The organism is Vibrio vulnificus NBRC 15645 = ATCC 27562 (assembly GCF_002224265.1).
Classification (GTDB): Bacteria; Pseudomonadota; Gammaproteobacteria; order Enterobacterales; family Vibrionaceae; genus Vibrio; species Vibrio vulnificus.
Genome location: NZ_CP012881.1, coordinates 1,343,631 through 1,362,975, shown reverse-complemented (window position 1 = coordinate 1,362,975; position 19,345 = coordinate 1,343,631). Strand labels below are relative to the sequence as shown.

At 49.4% G+C, this 19,345-nt stretch carries 18 protein-coding genes and 1 pseudogene; 14 read left to right on the top strand and 5 right to left on the bottom strand.

Annotated elements, in window-relative coordinates:
* Positions 1–25: 25 nt before the first annotated feature.
* Positions 26–547: an AAA family ATPase gene (locus AOT11_RS06295; protein ID WP_017420510.1), complete on the top strand. Its 522-nt coding sequence runs from the start codon at positions 26–28 to the stop codon at positions 545–547.
* A gap of 65 nt (positions 548–612) precedes the next feature.
* Here AOT11_RS06295 and AOT11_RS06290 read toward each other — a convergent pair whose 3' ends face one another.
* Entirely contained in the window at positions 613–1,254 is a 642-nt protein-coding gene (locus AOT11_RS06290; RefSeq protein ID WP_017420509.1) for a DUF2959 domain-containing protein, read from the bottom strand.
* A 131-nt stretch (positions 1,255–1,385) separates the two neighbouring features.
* Here AOT11_RS06290 and AOT11_RS06285 point away from each other — a divergent pair.
* From AOT11_RS06285 to AOT11_RS06275, 3 genes and pseudogenes are all read left to right on the top strand, one after another.
* Positions 1,386–2,151: pseudogene (locus tag AOT11_RS06285) on the top strand (virulence factor BrkB family protein); the annotation flags it as partial.
* A 63-nt stretch (positions 2,152–2,214) separates the two neighbouring features.
* Positions 2,215–2,649, top strand: a complete 435-nt coding sequence (gene dtd, locus AOT11_RS06280) for a D-aminoacyl-tRNA deacylase (RefSeq protein WP_013572578.1) — start codon at positions 2,215–2,217, stop codon at positions 2,647–2,649.
* A 42-nt stretch (positions 2,650–2,691) separates the two neighbouring features.
* Entirely contained in the window at positions 2,692–3,618 is a 927-nt protein-coding gene (locus AOT11_RS06275; protein WP_017420507.1) for a bifunctional GNAT family N-acetyltransferase/hotdog fold thioesterase, read from the top strand.
* Positions 3,619–3,633: 15 nt separating this feature from the next.
* Here the strand turns inward: AOT11_RS06275 and AOT11_RS06270 are convergent, their stop codons facing one another.
* The 4 genes from AOT11_RS06270 to hslR all read right to left on the bottom strand — a co-directional run bounded on the left by AOT11_RS06270 (position 3,634) and on the right by hslR (position 8,954).
* Entirely contained in the window at positions 3,634–5,574 is a 1,941-nt protein-coding gene (locus AOT11_RS06270) for an AsmA family protein (protein ID WP_017420506.1), read from the bottom strand.
* Positions 5,575–5,697: 123 nt separating this feature from the next.
* On the bottom strand, positions 5,698–7,326 hold the full coding sequence (gene pckA / locus AOT11_RS06265; protein ID WP_017420505.1) for a phosphoenolpyruvate carboxykinase (ATP): 1,629 nt from the start codon (positions 7,324–7,326) through the stop codon (positions 5,698–5,700).
* Between the two features lie 334 nt (positions 7,327–7,660).
* Positions 7,661–8,536: an Hsp33 family molecular chaperone HslO gene (gene hslO, locus AOT11_RS06260; RefSeq protein ID WP_017420504.1), complete on the bottom strand. Its 876-nt coding sequence runs from the start codon at positions 8,534–8,536 to the stop codon at positions 7,661–7,663.
* Between the two features lie 31 nt (positions 8,537–8,567).
* Complete coding sequence (gene hslR / locus AOT11_RS06255) at positions 8,568–8,954, bottom strand: ribosome-associated heat shock protein Hsp15 (protein ID WP_011078946.1); 387 nt, start codon at positions 8,952–8,954, stop codon at positions 8,568–8,570.
* Positions 8,955–9,338: 384 nt separating this feature from the next.
* Between hslR and gspC the strand changes: the two genes are divergently transcribed.
* From gspC to gspL, 10 genes are read left to right on the top strand one after another with little or no spacing between them, the layout of a single operon-like run.
* Complete coding sequence (gene gspC, locus AOT11_RS06250) at positions 9,339–10,214, top strand: type II secretion system protein GspC (protein ID WP_157401904.1); 876 nt, start codon at positions 9,339–9,341, stop codon at positions 10,212–10,214.
* Positions 10,215–10,250: 36 nt separating this feature from the next.
* Positions 10,251–12,272: a type II secretion system secretin GspD gene (gspD, locus tag AOT11_RS06245; protein ID WP_017420503.1), complete on the top strand. Its 2,022-nt coding sequence runs from the start codon at positions 10,251–10,253 to the stop codon at positions 12,270–12,272.
* Complete coding sequence (gene gspE / locus AOT11_RS06240; protein ID WP_011149205.1) at positions 12,272–13,771, top strand: type II secretion system ATPase GspE; 1,500 nt, start codon at positions 12,272–12,274, stop codon at positions 13,769–13,771. The genes gspD and gspE overlap by 1 nt, the downstream gene beginning before the upstream one ends.
* Entirely contained in the window at positions 13,771–14,988 is a 1,218-nt protein-coding gene (gene gspF / locus AOT11_RS06235; protein WP_017420502.1) for a type II secretion system inner membrane protein GspF, read from the top strand. The genes gspE and gspF overlap by 1 nt, the downstream gene beginning before the upstream one ends.
* 53 nt (positions 14,989–15,041) lie before the next feature.
* A complete protein-coding gene (gspG, locus tag AOT11_RS06230; protein WP_017420501.1) occupies positions 15,042–15,485 on the top strand; it encodes a type II secretion system major pseudopilin GspG in 444 nt (147 codons plus the stop codon).
* Positions 15,412–16,116 (top strand): type II secretion system minor pseudopilin GspH, encoded by a 705-nt coding sequence (gene gspH / locus AOT11_RS06225; RefSeq protein WP_017420500.1) that lies wholly within the window; start codon positions 15,412–15,414, stop codon positions 16,114–16,116. Before gspG ends, gspH begins: the two co-directional genes overlap by 74 nt.
* On the top strand, positions 16,109–16,471 hold the full coding sequence (gene gspI / locus AOT11_RS06220; protein WP_017420499.1) for a type II secretion system minor pseudopilin GspI: 363 nt from the start codon (positions 16,109–16,111) through the stop codon (positions 16,469–16,471). The genes gspH and gspI overlap by 8 nt, the downstream gene beginning before the upstream one ends.
* On the top strand, positions 16,458–17,159 hold the full coding sequence (gene gspJ / locus AOT11_RS06215; RefSeq protein WP_017420498.1) for a type II secretion system minor pseudopilin GspJ: 702 nt from the start codon (positions 16,458–16,460) through the stop codon (positions 17,157–17,159). Before gspI ends, gspJ begins: the two co-directional genes overlap by 14 nt.
* The gene (gene gspK / locus AOT11_RS06210; protein WP_026050269.1) at positions 17,152–18,174 is read left to right on the top strand and encodes a type II secretion system minor pseudopilin GspK; all 1,023 of its coding nucleotides are present in this window, start codon (positions 17,152–17,154) and stop codon (positions 18,172–18,174) included. The genes gspJ and gspK overlap by 8 nt, the downstream gene beginning before the upstream one ends.
* Entirely contained in the window at positions 18,143–19,342 is a 1,200-nt protein-coding gene (gene gspL / locus AOT11_RS06205) for a type II secretion system protein GspL (protein WP_017420496.1), read from the top strand. The genes gspK and gspL overlap by 32 nt, the downstream gene beginning before the upstream one ends.
* Positions 19,343–19,345: the final 3 nt, after the last annotated feature.

Below are 19,345 nucleotides of genomic sequence, written 5' to 3'. Positions count from 1 at the left end.
GTTTTTGTTTAGTTAGGAGCAAAACATGGATTTGGTGATCATCAGTGGTGGCCCTGGAGCGGGTAAAACCACATTAATTAATGCGCTGTCGGCGCAGGGTTACATGACTTTTGCGGAAGGCTCTCGCACATTGATCGAGGAGCAAAGTGTACGCGCTGACGGCATTCTGCCCTGGACCAATCTTCCCGCTTTCGCTGAGTTGTGTTTGGCGTTGATGAGTGAGCAAAAACGGCAAGCCAGTGGTGCCACCGTCGCGTTTTTCGACCGCGCCATTCCCGATATTATTGGCTACCTCAAAATGGGGCGCTGTGAGGTACCCACCGCGTTGCATCACGCCAGCCAGGGTTATTACGCCAAAGTGTTCGTCTGCAAACCAGAGTCGTCCATTTATGTCCAAGACGAAGTGCGGCCACACACGTTTGCCGAAGCGCTGCAGATTCATCAAATGTTGGTGGAGTGCTACCGTGAGCTAGGCTATCAAGTGGTGGAAGTGCCGTGGGGAAGTGTGGCTGAGCGGGTGGCGTTTATTCTGCAGCATGTAGGGTGAACACGGTTAACCGACCCTAGCGAGGCACAACTAAAAACCTCCCGAAAGTGGGAGGTTTGAGAAGCTTACTGCTGGTTGAGTTTTTGCAAGAACTTGTCGGATTCGGCTATTGCAGCGTTCATTTGCGAGATGGCATTGGCGATCTCTTTTTCCAAGTTCATGAACTCGCCTTGCAACGAACCAACGGCGCTGGCGTTGAGGTTGTGTTTCAAATACAAGGTATTGTCGCGCAGCGTGTTGAGCACTGGCGTCATTTTTTGCTCTGCTCGTTTCATCGCTTTGAGCATCTGTTGGTAAGAGGCTTTGGTCTCCTTGAGCTTTTGTTCGCTAGAGCGGCGCAGCTTGGCATTGGTGTACAGTGCGAGCTCTTGTTGCCATTCATCGAACAAAGCATCCGAGACATCTTCAATCGCAGCAATGCGATCGCGTACTTCCTGCGCGGCTTTTTCACTGTCTTGGTACTGGTCGTTGATTTGGTTATACACCTCCTCCAATTCACCGCCATTAAATTGGGTTAGGCTGGATAAAGCCTGTAAGGCGCTGGTAAACTCTTGTTGGGCCTCTTGCTGAGATTCTTTGGCGTCTTCGACTCGGTCGACCATGATCTCACGTTTGTGGTAACCCACTTTTTCCATTGCAGAGTAGTATGCGGACTGACAACCAGTCAGGGCAAAAACCGTTAGTAGTATGGTGATTAAATAAGGCATGCTTATTTCTCAATGATCTATTTAAGTTACGTATGGTTAGGACTATGAACCAGTTGTTTGGCAGAGACAAGTTGAGATTGCCGCAAAGGGCGCAAGCGGGCATTGCATTTGTTCGTTATTTGATAGCGCGCATGAATCATGACCGAACTAATGTGAATGCCGGTTACTTGGCGTATATCACGTTACTTTCGATTGTACCTATGCTCACTGTTCTCTTATCCATTTTGTCGAAGTTTTCCGTTTTTGAGAACGTTGGTAGCGTATTGCAAAGTTTCATCATCAATAACTTTGTTCCCGCATCGGGAGACGCTGTTCATGCGGCATTGCAAGATTTTGTCGCGAACACGGGCAAAATGACGGCGGTGGGGGCGGCGTTTCTGTTTGTGGCAGCGTTGATGCTGATTTCCAACATCGACAAGAATCTCAACTATATTTGGAGAGTGAAGAAGAAGCGTCGTGCGGTGTTCTCGTTTTCGATGTATTGGATGGTGTTGACGCTTGGGCCGATTTTGGTCGGAGCCAGTATTGCGGCCACCTCTTACATCACCTCACTGCGTTTACTTGATAGTGAAGCGATCTCGACCGTTTACGATCAGTTGCTGCGTTGGCTGCCATTTATCCTCTCTTCTTCGGCCTTCGTTGGCCTTTATTTGTTGGTGCCGAATAAGAAGGTGCAGTTTTCTCATGCCGTCGTTGGTGCCATGATTGCGGCGGTGTTGTTTGAGCTTAGTAAAAAAGGCTTTGCTGCGTACATTACACAGTTTCCGTCGTATCAACTGATTTACGGCGCTTTGGCCGCCATTCCGATTCTTTTTGTTTGGGTGTATCTCTGCTGGTTGATTGTTTTAATCGGTGCTGAAGTCACCGCTGCACTCGGTGAGCGGGAGCACTGGAGGCCAACGGTGGACGTGATACAATCGCCGCCAGACAATGACACAGAATTAGAAAAGGATACTCAACGTGATCGCTTTGATTCAGAGAGTTAGTGAAGCAGCTGTACGCGTCGATGGTGAAGTGGTTGGTCAGATAGACAAGGGACTTTTGGTGTTGCTCGGCGTAGAAAAAGACGACGATGAGGCCAAAGCCAAGCGTTTGATGGAGAGAGTCACGACCTACCGCGTGTTTGAAGACAGCGAAGGCAAAATGAACCTCAATGTGCAGCAAGTGGACGGTAAGGTGTTGGTGGTATCGCAATTTACTTTGCCTGCCGATACCAAAAAAGGCACGCGTGCTGGTTTTTCTCGTGGTGCGCATCCGGCTGAAGCTGAGCGTTTATACGACTATTTCTCCGACTTGTGTCAGCAAGTGCTACCAACGGAGCGTGGACGATTCGCTGCGGATATGAAAGTCTCGTTAATTAACGATGGCCCAGTGACGTTTTGGTTACAGGTATAGTGAGCCAAAGAACGGGCGAATAATGCATGGAAAAGGAATTTTATGTTTAAACTGATCACCCCAGAAACGGACAATCAACTGAACAAGTATTTCCACTTCCGTTGGCAAATGCTGCGTGAGCCTTGGCGCATGCCGATAGGCTCTGAGCGCGATGAATACGATCCGATGAGCCATCATCGCATGATTGTTGATGGCCGAGGTCGTCCGATTGCGATTGGCCGTCTTTACATCACGCCGGACAATGAAGGGCAAATTCGTTATATGGCGGTCAAAGGCAATCGCCGCAGCAAAGGCATGGGTTCATTAGTGCTGGTGGCGTTAGAGTCTCTAGCGCGCCAAGAAGGGGCGAAACGCTTGGTGTGTAACGCGCGCGAAGATGCCATTTCCTTTTATCAAAAGAATGGTTTTGAACGTCGCGGCGAGCTGACCGATGAGCGTGGGCCTGTTCGTCACCAACAAATGGTGAAACCACTAGACCCGATGGCGAATGTGCTGCGTAAACCAGAATGGTGCACCGAGCTGCAAGACCGCTGGGAAAAGCAAATCCCGATCGCCGACAAAATGGGCATCAAAATTAACCAATACACCGGTTATCAATTTGAGTGCTGCGCGCAGCTCAATCCCAATCTCAATCCCCACAACACCTTGTTTGCGGGTTCAGCCTTTACCTTGGCGACACTAACGGGGTGGGGGATGGCGTGGCTGCTACTCAAAGAGCGTGGTTTGAAAGGCGATATCGTGTTGGCAGACAGCAACATTCGTTATCGTCATCCCGTGGATAAGACCCCGATTGCGAGCACTTCGCTCGATGGGATCAGTGGCGATTTAGATCGCCTTGCCAGTGGCCGTAAAGCGCGCATTGTTATCTTGGTGACCATTTACAGTGGCGATGTTGCGGCGGTGGAGTTTACTGGTACGTACATGCTGCTGCCGAACTATAAAAAGCAGTTGCAACAGCAGCAGGCGTAATGAAGTTTGAGTGCATTAAGAGGCCGCGTTTGCGGCCTCTTCTGTTTGGGCTGGCGGAGTTTCTTGTGCCGCTTGGCTTTGCTCTGGGCATTGATTTACGCGTTGATGTTCGTCTGACATCATATCGCCACTCAATTGTTGGCAGCCCATTTTCACCTGATAGCGAATGCCACCTTGTTCCGGCGCAGTAAGATCGCTCGCACCACCGATCGTGCCCTCGATATCGGGCCCTTGCAGTTTGACGGGGGCGAGGGTGAGTTTGCCTCTCTCCATACTTAAGCTGATTTCAGAGACTTGCAGAGGGAGAATGTTTCCTTCATCAAATGGTGTGTAGGCTTCGTGTAGGCGAGCATGAATGCCACCTGTCAGTGAATGGGAAAACATTGCCCAGTCGCCACCCAACCCCGTTGCACTGACATCAATACTGCTGATGGCATTGAGATCAAAAGGCAACGGCAGCTGTGACAGCAATAAGCCCATGGGTAAACCATCGGCATTAAGTGTTGCTTGCCATGGTTTGCTTAAACTATTGAGCTGCAATTGACCATAAGCCTCAATATAACCCTGTTTGAGCGGTGCAAAGAGACGGTCAAGTTGCCAAAGCCCATCGTCGCTGTGCATTTCCACCAGAGGATGGGAGCTCAATATATCTTGATAACTGGCGTTGGCCGCGGTAGCCCGCAGCTTGCCTTGCCACAATCCGAGTTGTTGCTCTTGTTTGAGCCGTAATTTTTCCCCATCGATATTGAGACCAGAGAGCTGCCAGTATGGCTGGCGAATCAGTTGTATAAACTGACTGCGCTCGATGTTCAAGCGTTCTACGCTCACGTATGACGCATTTTCAAGCCATTGCCAAAGCCATGCGCCTTCGCCAGGTTGCTCTGCCGCCCATTTCACGTTGTTGACCATGAGCTGATCCAGCGCTATCGCATCGGGTTTGATCGTGCCAGAGAAGAGAAGGTTCCCTTGCTGCCACTGAGCAGACGCTTCCTCGACGTTGATTGTGTTGGGATCGAGGGTGAGTTTGATACGCGGCTCTACCCACACGTTGTGCTGATCTTGCACGCTCTCTGCTGAGAAGGAGATGAGCCCCTGTTGCTGCTGCCAAAGTGAAAAAGGCAAGGTCAAATTTTCACTGCTCAGTTCAAAGTTGATCAAGCGGTAATCTTCTAACGCGAGTGAACTGCGCAAGATGTCCAAGCTGTTGATGTGGGTAATCTGCGATCCAAACCTCTCCCATGGCTTCGCCAAAATGGATGTGAGTTGCTGCTGTGACAAATCGAGACCTTCAACGGTGACATTGACCAATGACCAACCTTGCGGGTATTGCTCCGCTTGTCCTGAGACTTTCGCGCCACGCCAAGATAAGGACAGACCATAAAGAGTGCTGTCTTGGGGTTTGTAATCGATATCGAGCAAAGGCTGGTTAAACGCTTCGCCCTGCCAGTAAAGCTGCTCTGCGGAGAACTGAATCTCACCGAAAGGAATGAACTGATCGCTGCGTTGCCATTGAGGTTGCTTTACCTGAAACTTAATACCGCGCGCACTCAACTGGTTGTCGGCGTAATCGAGGTTTGAAATGGCCAATTGGTGAATCTGAACGGTGCTGGGAATAAACGTTTTTGGCGAGCGAGAAAGACCCGTTTGTAGACTCAAACCATCCAGTAACACACTGGCAACTTGCACACGTCCGTTGGCATACAGCTCTGGGCTTAGCCAAATCTCCAACTGTTCAACGTAGCTCATTTCATTATGCGTAAAAGAGACATTCTTAAACGAAAAATGGTCAGGATACTGATAGTGGACCGACTCAGCTTGCATACCAAGCCCGCTGAACTGACTGAGCTGATTAAACACTTGGCTGGCATAGCGCGTTTGTAAGCTCACTAGAATGCTGATTGGAATTAGAGCGATGACAATCAACAAAAGCGCGACACTGATTAGTGCTTTTTTCATCCCTGCCTACTGATCACTAACGTTTGCAAATAAGTGCAGATAAGCTTGGCTTAATTTTCGCAACGATTCAATAAAAAAGCCCCTCAGGAGAGGGGCTTAAGTTTGCTTTTCGTAGCTAGGTCACTAATCGAGTTGTGGGCCTGCAGCCACAAGTGATTGACCTTCCGCATTGTCGGTGTACTTAGCGAAGTTGTTGATAAAGCGCTGAGCAAGGTCTTGCGCTTTGCTTTCCCACTGTAGCGGGTCAACGTAGGTGTCGCGTGGGTCAAGGATGGTTGGATCCACACCAGGCAACGATGTTGGTACTTCTAGATTGAAGATAGGCACGTGTTTGGTTGGTGCTTCTTCAATAGAACCATCAAGGATCGCATCGATAATACCGCGCGTATCTTGGATTGAGATACGTTTGCCACTGCCATTCCAACCGGTATTGACGAGGTAGGCTTCTGCGCCTGCTTCTTCCATACGTTTTACCAGTACTTCAGCGTACTTGGTTGGGTGAAGCGTCAGGAACGCAGCACCAAAACACGCAGAGAAGGTGGGTGTTGGTTCAGTAATACCACGCTCAGTACCAGCCAACTTCGCAGTAAAACCAGAGAGGAAGTGATACTTCGTCTGTTCTGGAGTCAGTTTAGACACGGGAGGCAACACGCCAAACGCATCGGCAGAAAGGAAGATCACTTTGTTCGCATGACCGCCTTTTGATACGGGCTTAACGATGTTTTCAATATGATGGATTGGGTAAGAAACGCGAGTATTTTCGGTTTTTGAACCATCATCAAAGTTGATCGAGCCGTCATTGCGAACGGTCACGTTTTCTAGCAGTGCATCGCGGCGGATGGCATTGTAAATATCAGGCTCAGCTTCTTTGGACAGCTTGATGGTTTTCGCGTAACAACCACCTTCGAAGTTAAACACGCCGTCGTCATCCCAGCCGTGCTCGTCATCGCCAATCAGTGCGCGTTTTGGATCGGTCGACAGCGTCGTTTTACCAGTACCAGATAGACCGAAGAAGATCGCCACATCACCTTCTTTGCCCATGTTGGCAGAACAGTGCATCGACGCAATGCCTTTAAGAGGCAGGAAGTAGTTCATCATCGCGAACATGCCTTTCTTCATCTCACCGCCGTACCAAGTACCGCCGATCAACTGCATGCGCTCAGTTAGGTTAAACACCGTGAAGTTTTCAGAGTTCAGACCGTGCTCTTTCCACTTTTGGTTGGTGCATTTTGCACCATTCATCACCACGAAATCAGGCTCAAAGCTGGCCAATTCTTCTTCGGTCGGACGAATGAACATATTCTTAACGAAATGCGCTTGCCACGCCACTTCGGTGATGACTCGAATGCTAAGACGGGTATCAGGGTTAGCACCACAATAACCATCAATGACAAAAACGCGCTTGCCAGAAAGCTGGTTAGTGACCAGTTGTTTTAGGTCATTCCACACTTCTTGTGTGATTGGCTTGTTATCGTTTTTTACCGCATCAGTGGTCCACCACATATGTTCTTCGGTGGTGGCATCCTTCACAATGTATTTGTCTTTTGGTGAGCGGCCAGTGAAGATGCCTGTGTCTACAGCCACCGCGCCGAGCTCTGTCACTACGCCTTTTTCGTAGCCTTCGAGATCAGCTCGAGTCTCTTCTGCAAACAGTATTTCGTAACTTGGGTTGCGTACAACCTCTTTTACGTTGCGAAGACCATGCTTGGTTAGATCAATTGATGCAGCCTTTGTATGTTCCATAACGGTCATAGGTGCTCCTTATAGGATTTTTGTAGGGATTTTGTAAGAATTTATTAATTTTTTCTGCTCACCATGCTAACAACGGGTGGGGGAGAAAACAGGGATATAGTTCAAAAATTGCCCTTAATTTTCCTATGGTTTTAGGTGTCCCGTCACATATTGGCTGAGATAGTTTATCGCGCACGCAAACCTTTGCGCTAGATCAAAAGAATTATTAATTGCCAAAAATTAAGGGGTTATTTAATTACGTATAAACCCATGTTTTATCGGGTTTTGATCACAAAAAGGCCAGCATAAGCTGGCCTTTTGATGGGTAAATTACGTGCTTGGTAAAGCGGGTAAATTAATGCAACGTTTTTGGCTCCGATGCTGCCTCTTCGTACAGCTTGTTGACGTCAGATTCATCAAACGAATAAGTCGTGCCGCAGTAATCACAATGTAAAGAAACGGATCCATCAGACGCCAAAATGTCATAAATTTCATTTTTGTCGACGGTCACGATCGCCGCGCCACTGCGTTCACGTGAACAACCACAACGGAACTCGACATTTTGCGGTTCAAACAAGCGCACTTGTTCTTGATTGTAGAGACGGTAAAGCAGCTCGTTTGCTGGTAGCGTGAACAGCTCTTCATTTTTTACCGTATTGGTCAATTGCTCCAGATGCTCGAAATCATTTTCTGAACCAGTGCCGTCAGGCACTACTTGAATCAGCATACCCGCTGCGTGTGCTTTGCCTTCGTGCTCGCCCGTGCGGATCCAGATGCGAGTTTTCAACTGCTCAGAGCGTTCAAAATAGCCTTCCAGAACTTGCTCAAGGTTGTCACCTTCTAGGCCAACAATACCTTGGTAACGCTCGCCTTTTTTCGGTTCGATGGTGATGACCATATAACCTTTGCCCATCATGTCGTGTAGGGTTGCGTCGTCGGCAATATGGCCTTCCCAGCGAGCCACACCACGAATTTTCTGCTCATTGTCACCATTGATCACGGCCAGTGAAACAGGGCCATCGCCTTGTAGCTGAATGGTGATAGAGCCTTCAAACTTTAAAGTTGCAGTCAGAAGAGTGGTAGAAACCAATAGCTCACCAAGCAGTTTTTGTAGGGCTGCCGGATAATCCTTGCTAGAAATAATTCGCTGATACGCTTCATCCAGTTGTACCAACTCGCCACGTACTGAAAGATCTTCAAATAAGTAGCGATTCAAAACATTGCTTGCCATTTAGCGATTCCTCGTAGGTATTTTCCGGCTTTTACTGGTGTTTAAATTTGATAATGTCGCGGCGCTGCTTTTTATCTGGGCGGCGGTCTGGACTTGGGTTATGCGCGTTGAGTTTACGTTGCATTGCTTGTGCTTCGCGCTTTGCTTGGCTCTCTTGCGTTTCGCTATAAAGCGTCTGTGCTTCTGGTGCGCCACGTCGCTGGGTGGATAGCTTTTCTATCACAACCGTTTTTTCTTCATTGCCTTGGCGAAGTTTCAATACCGCGCCTACTTCGACAATCTTACTGGGCTTTGCACGTTGGCCATTATAGTGGACTTTACCGCCATCGACCATATCGCGAGCGATTGAACGGGTTTTGTAAAATCTTGCAGCCCACAGCCATTTATCGAGCCTAACGGCTTCATTTGGGGAACTCATGGTCACTTTTACTCTCTAATCACTGCTGTGAATGATTGAATCTTGCACTTTACAATGGTGACTTACCGCAAATTTTTCAAGGCAGTTGGCAAAATCGTAATCAGAGAGGCGTGTCACAAGCAAGCTGTGATATAGTGCAAAGCTCTGTGTCGAAGCGAGATTTATCGACGCAACAACAGCATAACGTGCTGTTTTAGGAGAGCATTTTTCCACCTTGATCAGGAAAAGTGCGAGCGATTTTCTTCAGTCGAATAAAGAAAGATAGATCGCAGTGCGTTCAAGCAAAGAAAGCGAGAGCGCAAAATTTAAACAGTGAAAGGAACCGATTGAGTGAAACCATCAGAGCTGAGTGCCGGATTGGCCAATAGCCCATTGCTGACGCGGATGATTGCCAACAACGGCATGATTCAGAGTCGAGCGAGTGCTTTATTAGCTGGCGTGCTGGTGGCTTTGACAGGCTGGACTTTAGGACAAGTCGTCTGGCTAACACAAGAGAGCAATACGCAGATCGTCGCTTGGCGACCTGCACCGCAGCAAAACGCACAAGGTAAGCAAGGTGAGCGATTAAACCTTGCTGATCTGCAAGCCATCAACTTGTTTGGGGTTTACAACGAGAATAAACCTAAGCCTGTTGTCAGCCAACCGGTGGTGCAAGACGCGCCTAAAACGCGGCTAAATTTGGTGTTAGTTGGGGCGGTGGCGAGCAGCAATCCTCAAACCAGCTTGGCCGTTATCGCCAACCGTGGTCAGCAAGCAACCTACGGGGTTGGGGAAGAAATCGAAGGCACTCGCGCTAAGTTAAAAGCGGTTCTGGTCGATCGTGTGATCATCGATAATGAAGGGCGTGACGAGACCCTGATGCTTGAAGGCGTGGAATACAAGAAATTGTCTGAATCTGCTCCGCGTGTCATTCCGTCATCGACGATCGCTAAGAATAACCCGCCAGATACGGATGAACAGCTAGCGCAAATTCGAGAAGAAATTACCGCCGATCCGCAGAAGATTTTCCAATACGTGCGTTTGTCTCAAGTGAAGCAAGAAGACAAAGTGATTGGTTATCGCGTGAGTCCGGGAAAAAGCCCACAACTGTTTGAAGCCGTTGGGTTACAAGATGGGGATATTGCCGTGCAGTTAAATGGCAACGATCTCACCGACCCAGCCGCCATGGGCAAAATTTTTAATGCTGTTTCAGAGCTCACCGAGTTGAACCTCACGGTGGAACGAGACGGACAGCAGCATGATATTTACATCCAGTTTTAACACTTAGGCTCAAAGCGTAAGTTCAGGGAGATAAACGTGAAACATTGGTTTAGCAAAAGCGCTTGGCTACTCGCAGGTACCTTAGCCTGCTCAAGCGGCGTGCTGGCAAACGAGTTTAGTGCAAGCTTTAAAGGCACCGATATTCAAGAGTTCATCAATATTGTCGGTCGAAACTTAGAAAAGACCATCATTGTCGACCCTTCGGTGCGAGGCAAAATTGATGTACGCAGCTACGACGTATTAAATGAAGAGCAGTACTACAGCTTTTTCCTAAACGTACTTGAAGTGTATGGCTACGCGGTGGTTGAAATGGAAAATGGCGTACTGAAAGTCGTCAAATCCAAAGATTCCAAAACCTCCGCCATTCCCGTGGTCAGTGATGACACCGTGAAGGGCGACAATGTCATTACACGCGTGGTTGCGGTGCGTAATGTCTCTGTGCGAGAGCTGTCTCCTTTGTTACGCCAACTGATTGATAATGCGGGCGCTGGTAACGTGGTGCACTATGATCCGGCCAATATCATCTTGATCACGGGCCGTGCAGCGGTAGTGAATCGTTTGGCAGAAATCATCAAACGCGTGGACCAAGCGGGCGATACGGAAATCGAAGTGGTAGAGCTAGGTAATGCGTCGGCGGCGGAAATGGTTCGTATTGTTGATGCGCTAAACCGCACTACCGATGCGAAAAACACCCCAGAATTTTTGCAGCCAAAATTGGTGGCCGATGAGCGCACCAATTCGATTTTGATTTCGGGTGACCCTAAAGTCCGTGATCGCTTGAAGCGTTTGATTCGCCAACTCGATGTGGAAATGGCGAGCAAAGGCAACAACCGTGTTGTTTACCTCAAATACGCCAAAGCGGAAGATTTGGTTGATGTGCTTAAAGGGGTCTCTGATAACCTGCAAGCAGAGAAAAACTCTGGTCAAAAGGGCGCGTCTTCACAGCGCAACGATGTGGTGATCGCCGCTCACCAAGGCACCAACTCGCTGGTACTGACCGCGCCACCCGATATTATGTTGGCGTTGCAAGAGGTGATTACTCAGTTAGATATTCGCCGCGCACAAGTACTGATTGAAGCCTTGATTGTCGAAATGGCAGAGGGCGATGGTGTGAACTTGGGTGTGCAATGGGGTAACTTGGAAACGGGTGCTGTCATCCAATATAGCAATACCGGTACGCCAATTGGCAAAGTGATGGTTGGCCTGGAAGAGGCAAAAGATAAAACAGTAACAGACAGTCGTTGGAATAGTGACACTGGTAAGTATGAACCATATTCACGTACAGAAGCTGGAGACTATTCGACCCTTGCTGCAGCACTCGCTGGTGTAAACGGTGCGGCAATGAGCCTTGTTATGGGGGACTGGACAGCCCTGATCAGCGCTGTTTCGAGTGATTCCAACTCCAATATTCTGTCTTCACCAAGTATTACCGTGATGGACAATGGTGAAGCGTCTTTCATTGTTGGCGAAGAAGTTCCTGTTATTACCGGTTCAACCGCGGGCTCGAACAACGATAACCCGTTCCAAACCGTCGATCGTAAAGAAGTGGGCATCAAGCTTAAAGTGGTACCGCAAATTAACGAAGGCGACTCGGTTCAGCTTAATATCGAACAAGAAGTATCTAACGTTTTGGGTGCTAATGGGGCGGTGGACGTTCGTTTTGCTAAACGTCAGCTCAATACCTCAGTGATTGTGCAAGATGGCCAAATGTTGGTGCTTGGTGGTTTGATCGATGAGCGTGCGTTAGAGAGTGAATCAAAAGTACCGCTACTGGGCGATATTCCAATTTTGGGGCATTTGTTTAAATCCACCAATACTCAAGTAGAAAAGAAAAATCTAATGGTGTTCATCAAGCCGACCATCATTCGTGATGGTATGACGGCGGATGGTATTACCCAGCGTAAGTACAACTACATTCGCGCCGAGCAGCTCTACAAAGCAGAGCAAGGGCTAAAACTGATGGATGATGGCCACATTCCTGTGTTGCCGAAATTTGGTGAAGACAAACGCCACCCGGCTGAAATTCAAGCCTTTATCGACCAAATGGAACAGCAGTAATGGTAGATATACTGGATACGGCGCCATCGTATCGCCGTTTACCGTTTAGTTTTGCTAACCGCTTTAAAATGGTGCTGGAAATCGAGCATCCAGAAAGGCCGCCGGTACTTTACTACGTTGAGCCTCTCAATGCGCAGGCGTTAGTTGAAGTGCGTCGTGTGCTCAAACAGACCTTTGTCCCTCAAGCCATTGCCGCTGAAGCGTTTGAAAAAAAACTGACCGAAGCGTACCAACGCGACTCGTCAGAAGCGCGTCAGCTAATGGAAGATATTGGCTCGGATGATGACTTCTTCTCTTTGGCCGAAGAGCTGCCGCAAGATGAAGATTTGCTCGAAACGGAAGACGATGCACCGATCATCAAATTGATCAACGCCATGTTGGGCGAAGCGATCAAAGAAGGTGCGTCGGATATTCACATCGAAACGTTTGAGAAAATTTTGTCGATTCGTTTCCGTGTCGATGGCGTTTTACGCGATGTGTTGTCTCCGAGCCGCAAACTGGCGCCGCTGTTGGTCTCTCGCGTTAAAGTCATGGCCAAACTCGACATCGCGGAAAAACGAGTGCCACAAGATGGTCGTATTTCACTGCGTATCGGTGGTCGCGCGGTCGATGTGCGTGTATCGACCATGCCTTCATCACACGGAGAGCGTGTGGTGATGCGTTTGCTCGACAAAAACGCCACTCGTCTTGACCTGCATAGCTTGGGCATGACGCCGGTGAACCACGACAATTTCCGTCATCTTATCTCGCGTCCTCACGGCATTATTTTGGTCACAGGTCCAACGGGTTCGGGTAAATCCACCACCTTGTACGCTGGCTTGCAAGAGCTGAACAGCAACGAGCGCAACATCTTAACGGTGGAAGACCCGATCGAATTTGATATTGATGGCATTGGCCAAACCCAAGTGAACCCAAAAGTCGACATGACCTTTGCACGCGGTCTGCGAGCCATTTTGCGTCAAGACCCAGACGTGGTGATGGTCGGGGAAATTCGTGACTTGGAAACCGCGCAAATTGCCGTACAAGCGTCATTGACCGGTCACTTGGTGATGTCAACCTTGCACACCAACACCGCCGTAGGTGCGATTACCCGTCTGCGAGACATGGGCATTGAGCCTTTTTTGATCTCATCTTCACTGCTGGGCGTGCTGGCTCAGCGCTTGGTGCGGACCTTATGCCAAGATTGTAAAGAGCCGTATGAGGCCGACAAAGAGCAGCGCAAACTGTTTGGCGCGAAGAAGAAAGATGCGCTGACTTTATATCGTGCCAAGGGGTGTGAAAAATGTAACCACAAAGGTTATCGTGGCCGTACGGGTATCCATGAGCTGTTGATGGTGGACGATAAAGTCCAAGAGCTGATCCATGCAGAGGCGGGAGAGCAGGCGATGGACAAATACATTCGTGAACATACCCCGAGCATTCGCAGCGATGGTTTAGACAAAGTGTTGCAAGGCGTGACCTCACTGGAAGAAGTGATGCGAGTGACCAAGGAATCTTAATGGCGGCGTTTGAATACAAAGCGCTCGACGCAAAAGGGCGCACCAAAAAAGGCACCTTGGAAGGCGACAATGCCCGCCAAGTACGCCAGCGCTTGAAAGAGCAAGGCATGGTGCCCATCGAGGTGATGGAAACCAAAGCCAAGTTGGCTAAAAGCAAATCTTCAGGTGGCTTTAAGCGTGGCATTTCCACTCCCGAACTGTCGTTGATTACTCGTCAGATCTCTACCCTAGTGCAATCGGGTATGCCGCTGGAGGAGTGTCTCAAAGCGGTATCGGATCAAGCAGAGAAGCCTCGTATTCGAGGTATGTTGGCAGCGGTGCGGGCCAAAGTCACCGAAGGTTACACCTTGGCAGACAGCCTGTCAGACTATCCGCATATTTTTGATGAACTGTATCGCTCTATGGTGGCGGCAGGGGAAAAATCGGGTCATTTGGATGCGGTGTTAGAGCGCTTGGCCGATTACTGTGAAAATCGCCAGAAGATGCGTTCTAAGTTACTGCAAGCAATGATTTACCCGGTGGTATTGGTGGTGTTTGCTGTCACGATTGTGGCGTTTTTGCTCGCCACTGTGGTACCCAAAATCGTCGAGCCGATTATCCAAATGGGTCAAGAGCTGCCACAGTCGACACAATTTTTGTTGGCGGCGAGTGAGTTTGTTCAAGAGTGGGGATTATTGCTGTTGGGAAGCATCGTGTTTGCCATTTACCTACTCAAAACGGCCTTGAAAAAGCCTAATGTTCGCATGGCGTGGGATCGCCGCATACTGAGCCTGCCACTGCTGGGCAAAATATCGAAAGGGTTGAACACGGCACGATTTGCTCGCACTTTATCCATTTGTACCTCCAGTGCGATTCCCATTTTGGAAGGGATGCGTGTGGCGGTCGATGTAATGTCGAACCAATTCGTCAAACAACAGGTCTTATTGGCGGCAGAAAGTGTGCGTGAAGGGGCCAGTCTGCGTAAAGCTTTGGATCAAACTCGCCTTTTTCCACCAATGATGTTGCACATGATTGCCAGTGGAGAACAAAGTGGTGAGTTGGAAAGCATGCTGACGCGTGCCGCGGACAACCAAGACCAAAGTTTTGAATCAACGGTCAATATCGCGCTGGGTATTTTTACCCCAGCGTTAATTGCGTTAATGGCGGGATTGGTGTTGTTCATTGTGATGGCGACACTGATGCCGATGCTGGAAATGAATAATTTAATGAGTGGCTGATTTTGGGGTGCTGAGTGGCTTGGTCATTCGGCCTCATTATTCTGGAGAAAACAATGCAAAATAAAGCAAAAAAACAGGCGGGTTTCACCCTGCTTGAAGTCATGGTTGTGGTGGTGATTCTGGGCATTTTGGCCAGTTTCGTTGTCCCTAACCTGCTAGGTAACAAAGAAAAGGCTGACCAGCAAAAAGCCATTACCGACATCGTCGCGTTGGAAAATGCGCTGGACATGTACAAGTTAGACAACAGCGTGTATCCAACTACCGATCAAGGTTTGGAAGCGTTGGTGACTAAACCAAGTAGCCCAGAGCCACGCAACTACCGCGATGGTGGTTACATCAAGCGTTTGCCAAAAGACCCTTGGGGCAACGAATACCAATACATGAGCCCTGGCGACAAAGGCACGATTGATATCTTCACCTTAGGTGCAGATGGTCAAGAAGGCGGCGAAGGCGCGGCGGCAGATATTGGCAACTGGAATATGCAAGACTTCCAATAATGGGACGTCGAGTCGAAGAGGCAACCACTTGAAACCACGTTTTTCATCCCGCTTAGCGGGTTTTACACTGATCGAAATTCTGTTGGTGCTGGTGTTGTTGTCTCTGACTGCGGTGGCGGTTATCGCCACCCTTCCCACTCGCAGCGACGAGCGGGGCAAGAAATACGCGCAGAGTTTTTACCAACGATTACAGCTACTCAACGAAGAAGCGGTACTCAGTGGTAAAGATTTTGGTGTTCGGGTAGAGGAAGAAAAATCGCGCTACACCTTACTCAAATTGGAAGCTGATGGTTGGCAGACGTTGGAGTTGAATAAAATTCCAGCCACTACCGAGCTTGAAGATGAAGTAGCGATGCAACTGACCTTAGGGGGAGGGGCATGGCAGCAAGACGATCGCCTGTTCAAGCCGGGCTCTCTGTTTGATGAAGAGATGTTTGCCGAAGAAGAAAAAGAGAAAAAACAGCGACCGCCGCAGATTTTCATTTTATCCAGCGGAGAATTGACGCCGTTTTCATTGTCTTTTTATCCCGACGATCAGGACGCGACCGAAAATGGTTGGCGAGTACGAGCCAAAGACACAGGGCAGATTATTCTGCTGGCTCCCGGTGAAGAAGAGCAAGACGATGGTTAAACGACGCAAATACGCAGGCATGACCTTGCTTGAGGTGCTGGTGGCGTTGGCGATATTTGCCACTGCGGCGATGAGCGTGATCCGTGCCGTTAGCCAGCACATCAACACCGTCGGTTATTTGGAGCAGAAGATGTTTGCTGCCATGGTGGCAGACAATCAAATGGCGATGGTCATGCTCAACCCCAAAAATCTAAAAGCCAGCAACGGTGAAGAAGAGTTAGCGGGGCAAACTTGGTATTGGAAAGTGACTCCTGTAGCCACGACTCAACCGCTGCTGAAAGCGTTTGATGTGAGCGTGGCAGCAGAAAAGCAGGCCAGCCCAATGATTACGGTGAGAAGCTATGTGGCGAAGTAAAACGTGGCGAAAGAAAAGCACGCGCCAACGTGGCTTTACCCTCATCGAAGTGTTGGTGTCGATTGCCATTTTTGCCACCTTAAGTGTGGCCGCTTATCAGGTGGTCAATCAGGTGCAACGCAGCAATGAGTTATCACAAGAGCGCACCGGACGATTGAATGAACTGCAACGAGCCTTGGTGATGATGGACAGCGATTTTCGCCAGATAGCGCTGCGTCAAACCCGCACCAACGGTGAAGAGCCGAGCAAAAAACTGCTGCATTGGGCGGATTACCTCTTAGATTCAGACAGCAAAGGCATCATGTTCGCGCGTTTAGGTTGGCACAATCCGCAGCAGCAATTCCCTCGCGGGGAGGTCACTAAAGTGGGTTATCGCATCAAAGATGAGCGCTTAGAGCGAGTATGGTGGCGTTACCCAGATACCCTTGCAGGGCAAGAAGGGGTCGTGACTCCGTTACTCAGTGACGTGGAAGAGCTCAATGTGCGTTTTTATGACGGCAAACAGTGGAGCAATGAGTGGAGCAACGAGTTAACCTTACCTGCGGCGATCTCGGTAGAGCTGACGTTGAAAGATTACGGAAAGATCGCGCGAACCTACCTCACTCCAGAGGGAAACTTGCAAAAACAAGCGTCAGGTAGCGAAGACTCCGGGCAAAACAATAGTGGTGGAGCAGGCAACAATGGCTAAATCGAACCGCTCGCGCCAATCTGGAGTGGCACTGATCATCATTTTGCTGTTGCTGGCCATTATGGCGACCATCGCCGGCAGTATGTCTGAGCGTTTGTTTGCACAGTTTAAGCGCGGTACCAACCAGATCAGCTATCAGCAAGCTTACTGGTATGCGATTGGTGTGGAAGCGTTGGCGAAGGTGGGTATTGAGCAAAGTTACAAAGACAGTGACACCATTAACTTAAACCAGCCTTGGGCATTGGAAGAGAAAACCTATCCCTTGGACTATGGTCAAGCGAAAGGACGTATTTTTGATAAGCAAGCGTGCTTTAATCTCAATGCCCTCTCTCCCGTGGTGATGCAAGACGCAGCGGTAGAGCGTCCTTATTTGGTGAAAGTCTTTCGTGCTTTGCTCGAAGAGTCAGGCGTAGAGAGTTATGAATCCGAAGTGATTGCTGACTCCATGTGGGAGTTTGTCGATCCCAATGATGCGGTGCGCTCTGCTTCTGGGGTCGAAGACTCGACTTATGAAGGGATGAAACCCGCCTATTTGGCGGCGAATGGGTACATTGCCGACAGCAGTGAACTGCGCGCGGTTTACCAAGTGTCGGGTGAAATGATGGCAACGCTGCAGCCTTTGGTCTGTGCTTTACCGACCGATGAGTGGCGCTTGAACGTCAATACCATCAGCGCTGAGCAAGCCGCTTTGCTGGTGGCGCTGTTTTCACCTGCGTTGAGTGAATCTGATGCCAAGCAACTGATAGAAAAACGCCCCTTTGATGGCTGGGTGAGCATTGATGCTTTTCTTTCAGAATCCGAAATGGCGGGCATCAGCGAAGAAATCAAAAAACAAGCAAAAGCGTATCTTGGCGTTGATAGCCGATACTTTGAATTGGATGCACAGGTGTTAGTCGAGGACTCTAGGGTGAGAATTCGCAGCCTTATGTACAGTAAAAACAGAGAAACCGTGACCGTTGTGCGTCGCCGTTTTGGAGGAATCAGTGAGCGAGTTTCTGACCGTTCGGCTGAGTAGCGAACAATATAGCCCCATTCCTTGGTTGGTTTGGTCATCAAGCCAACAAGAAGTGATCGCCAGTGGGGAGTTGTCGGATTGGCAACAACTGGACGATCTCAAAAATTATGCCGATCAGAGGCCGATTGTGGTGCTGGTCGCGGCCAGCGATGTGGTGTTAACCGAAGTGGAGATCCCACCGGGTGCCTCACGTCAGTTTGAGTCGATGCTGCCTTACTTGCTGGAAGATGAAATCGCCCAAGATGTGGACGATTTGCATTTCTCTGTGTTGGCCAAAGAGAATGGTAAAGCGCAAGTGTGTGGTGTGGATCGCCGTTGGTTGCAACATATGCTTGATGCATTTCGCGCTCAAGGTTTAGATGTCAAACGCGTGCTGCCAGACTCATTGGCGCTGCCACTCGACGACGAAGGCATCAGCGCCGCGCAATTGGGGGAGCAGTGGTTGTTCCGTCATTCTGCGTGCCAAGGCAGTGCGGTAGACGACAGCTGGATGCCCGTCTATTTGAATGCCCTTGCCGGCGAGCAACCCCTTTCTGTGGCCTGTTTTAGCTCGTTGCCTGAGCAGCAAGGTCAGGCTCATTGGCTAAGTCGCCCAGTGGAAATGACCATGGCGTTACTCAGCCAAGGCGTTGCCGATGGTAAATTCTCGCTGTTAACCGGTGAATTTAAGCCGAAAAGCTCGTTCTTTAAGCACTGGAAAGTGTGGCAGAAGGTCGCGATCAGTGGCAGCTTATTGATTGCCGCGTTGGTCGCGCAACAAGTGCTCACAATTCAGCGCTATGAGTCGCAAGCGCAAGCGTATCGAGAAGAGAGCGAGCGCATTTTCCGTCAAGTGATGCCGGGCCGAAACAAGATCCCAACCGTGAGTTACCTCAAACGCCAAATGGAAGACGAAATTCGCCGTTTGTCTGGAGGTGGCGCGGGTGATTCGATGCTGCAGTGGATGGCACAATTGCCGGGTACCATTGGCCAAGTGAAAAACTTTGAAGTGCTGAGCATCAAATACGATGGTAATCGAGGTGAAGTCCGCATTCAGGCGAAAAGTAACGATTTCCAAATTTTTGAGCAGGCACGCGTGAAGTTGAGCGAGCAGTTCCAAGTGGAACAAGGGCAGCTTAACCGCACTGGCGACGCTGTGATTGGCAGCTTTGTGTTAAAACGTAAGTGAGGA

What these genes read in the sequence shown, in the direction of transcription:
- AOT11_RS06295 (WP_017420510.1), top strand. Translation starts at nt 26, where the DNA reads ATGGATTTGGTGATCATCAGTGGTGGCCCTGGAGCGGGTAAAACCACA.
- AOT11_RS06290 (WP_017420509.1), bottom strand. Translation starts at nt 1,254, where the DNA reads ATGCCTTATTTAATCACCATACTACTAACGGTTTTTGCCCTGACTGGT.
- AOT11_RS06275 (WP_017420507.1), top strand. Translation starts at nt 2,692, where the DNA reads ATGTTTAAACTGATCACCCCAGAAACGGACAATCAACTGAACAAGTAT.
- AOT11_RS06270 (WP_017420506.1), bottom strand. Translation starts at nt 5,574, where the DNA reads ATGAAAAAAGCACTAATCAGTGTCGCGCTTTTGTTGATTGTCATCGCT.
- pckA (WP_017420505.1), bottom strand. Translation starts at nt 7,326, where the DNA reads ATGACCGTTATGGAACATACAAAGGCTGCATCAATTGATCTAACCAAG.
- hslO (WP_017420504.1), bottom strand. Translation starts at nt 8,536, where the DNA reads ATGGCAAGCAATGTTTTGAATCGCTACTTATTTGAAGATCTTTCAGTA.
- hslR (WP_011078946.1), bottom strand. Translation starts at nt 8,954, where the DNA reads ATGAGTTCCCCAAATGAAGCCGTTAGGCTCGATAAATGGCTGTGGGCT.
- gspC (WP_157401904.1), top strand. Translation starts at nt 9,339, where the DNA reads ATGATTGCCAACAACGGCATGATTCAGAGTCGAGCGAGTGCTTTATTA.
- gspE (WP_011149205.1), top strand. Translation starts at nt 12,272, where the DNA reads ATGGTAGATATACTGGATACGGCGCCATCGTATCGCCGTTTACCGTTT.
- gspF (WP_017420502.1), top strand. Translation starts at nt 13,771, where the DNA reads ATGGCGGCGTTTGAATACAAAGCGCTCGACGCAAAAGGGCGCACCAAA.
- gspG (WP_017420501.1), top strand. Translation starts at nt 15,042, where the DNA reads ATGCAAAATAAAGCAAAAAAACAGGCGGGTTTCACCCTGCTTGAAGTC.
- gspI (WP_017420499.1), top strand. Translation starts at nt 16,109, where the DNA reads ATGGTTAAACGACGCAAATACGCAGGCATGACCTTGCTTGAGGTGCTG.
- gspJ (WP_017420498.1), top strand. Translation starts at nt 16,458, where the DNA reads ATGTGGCGAAGTAAAACGTGGCGAAAGAAAAGCACGCGCCAACGTGGC.
- gspK (WP_026050269.1), top strand. Translation starts at nt 17,152, where the DNA reads ATGGCTAAATCGAACCGCTCGCGCCAATCTGGAGTGGCACTGATCATC.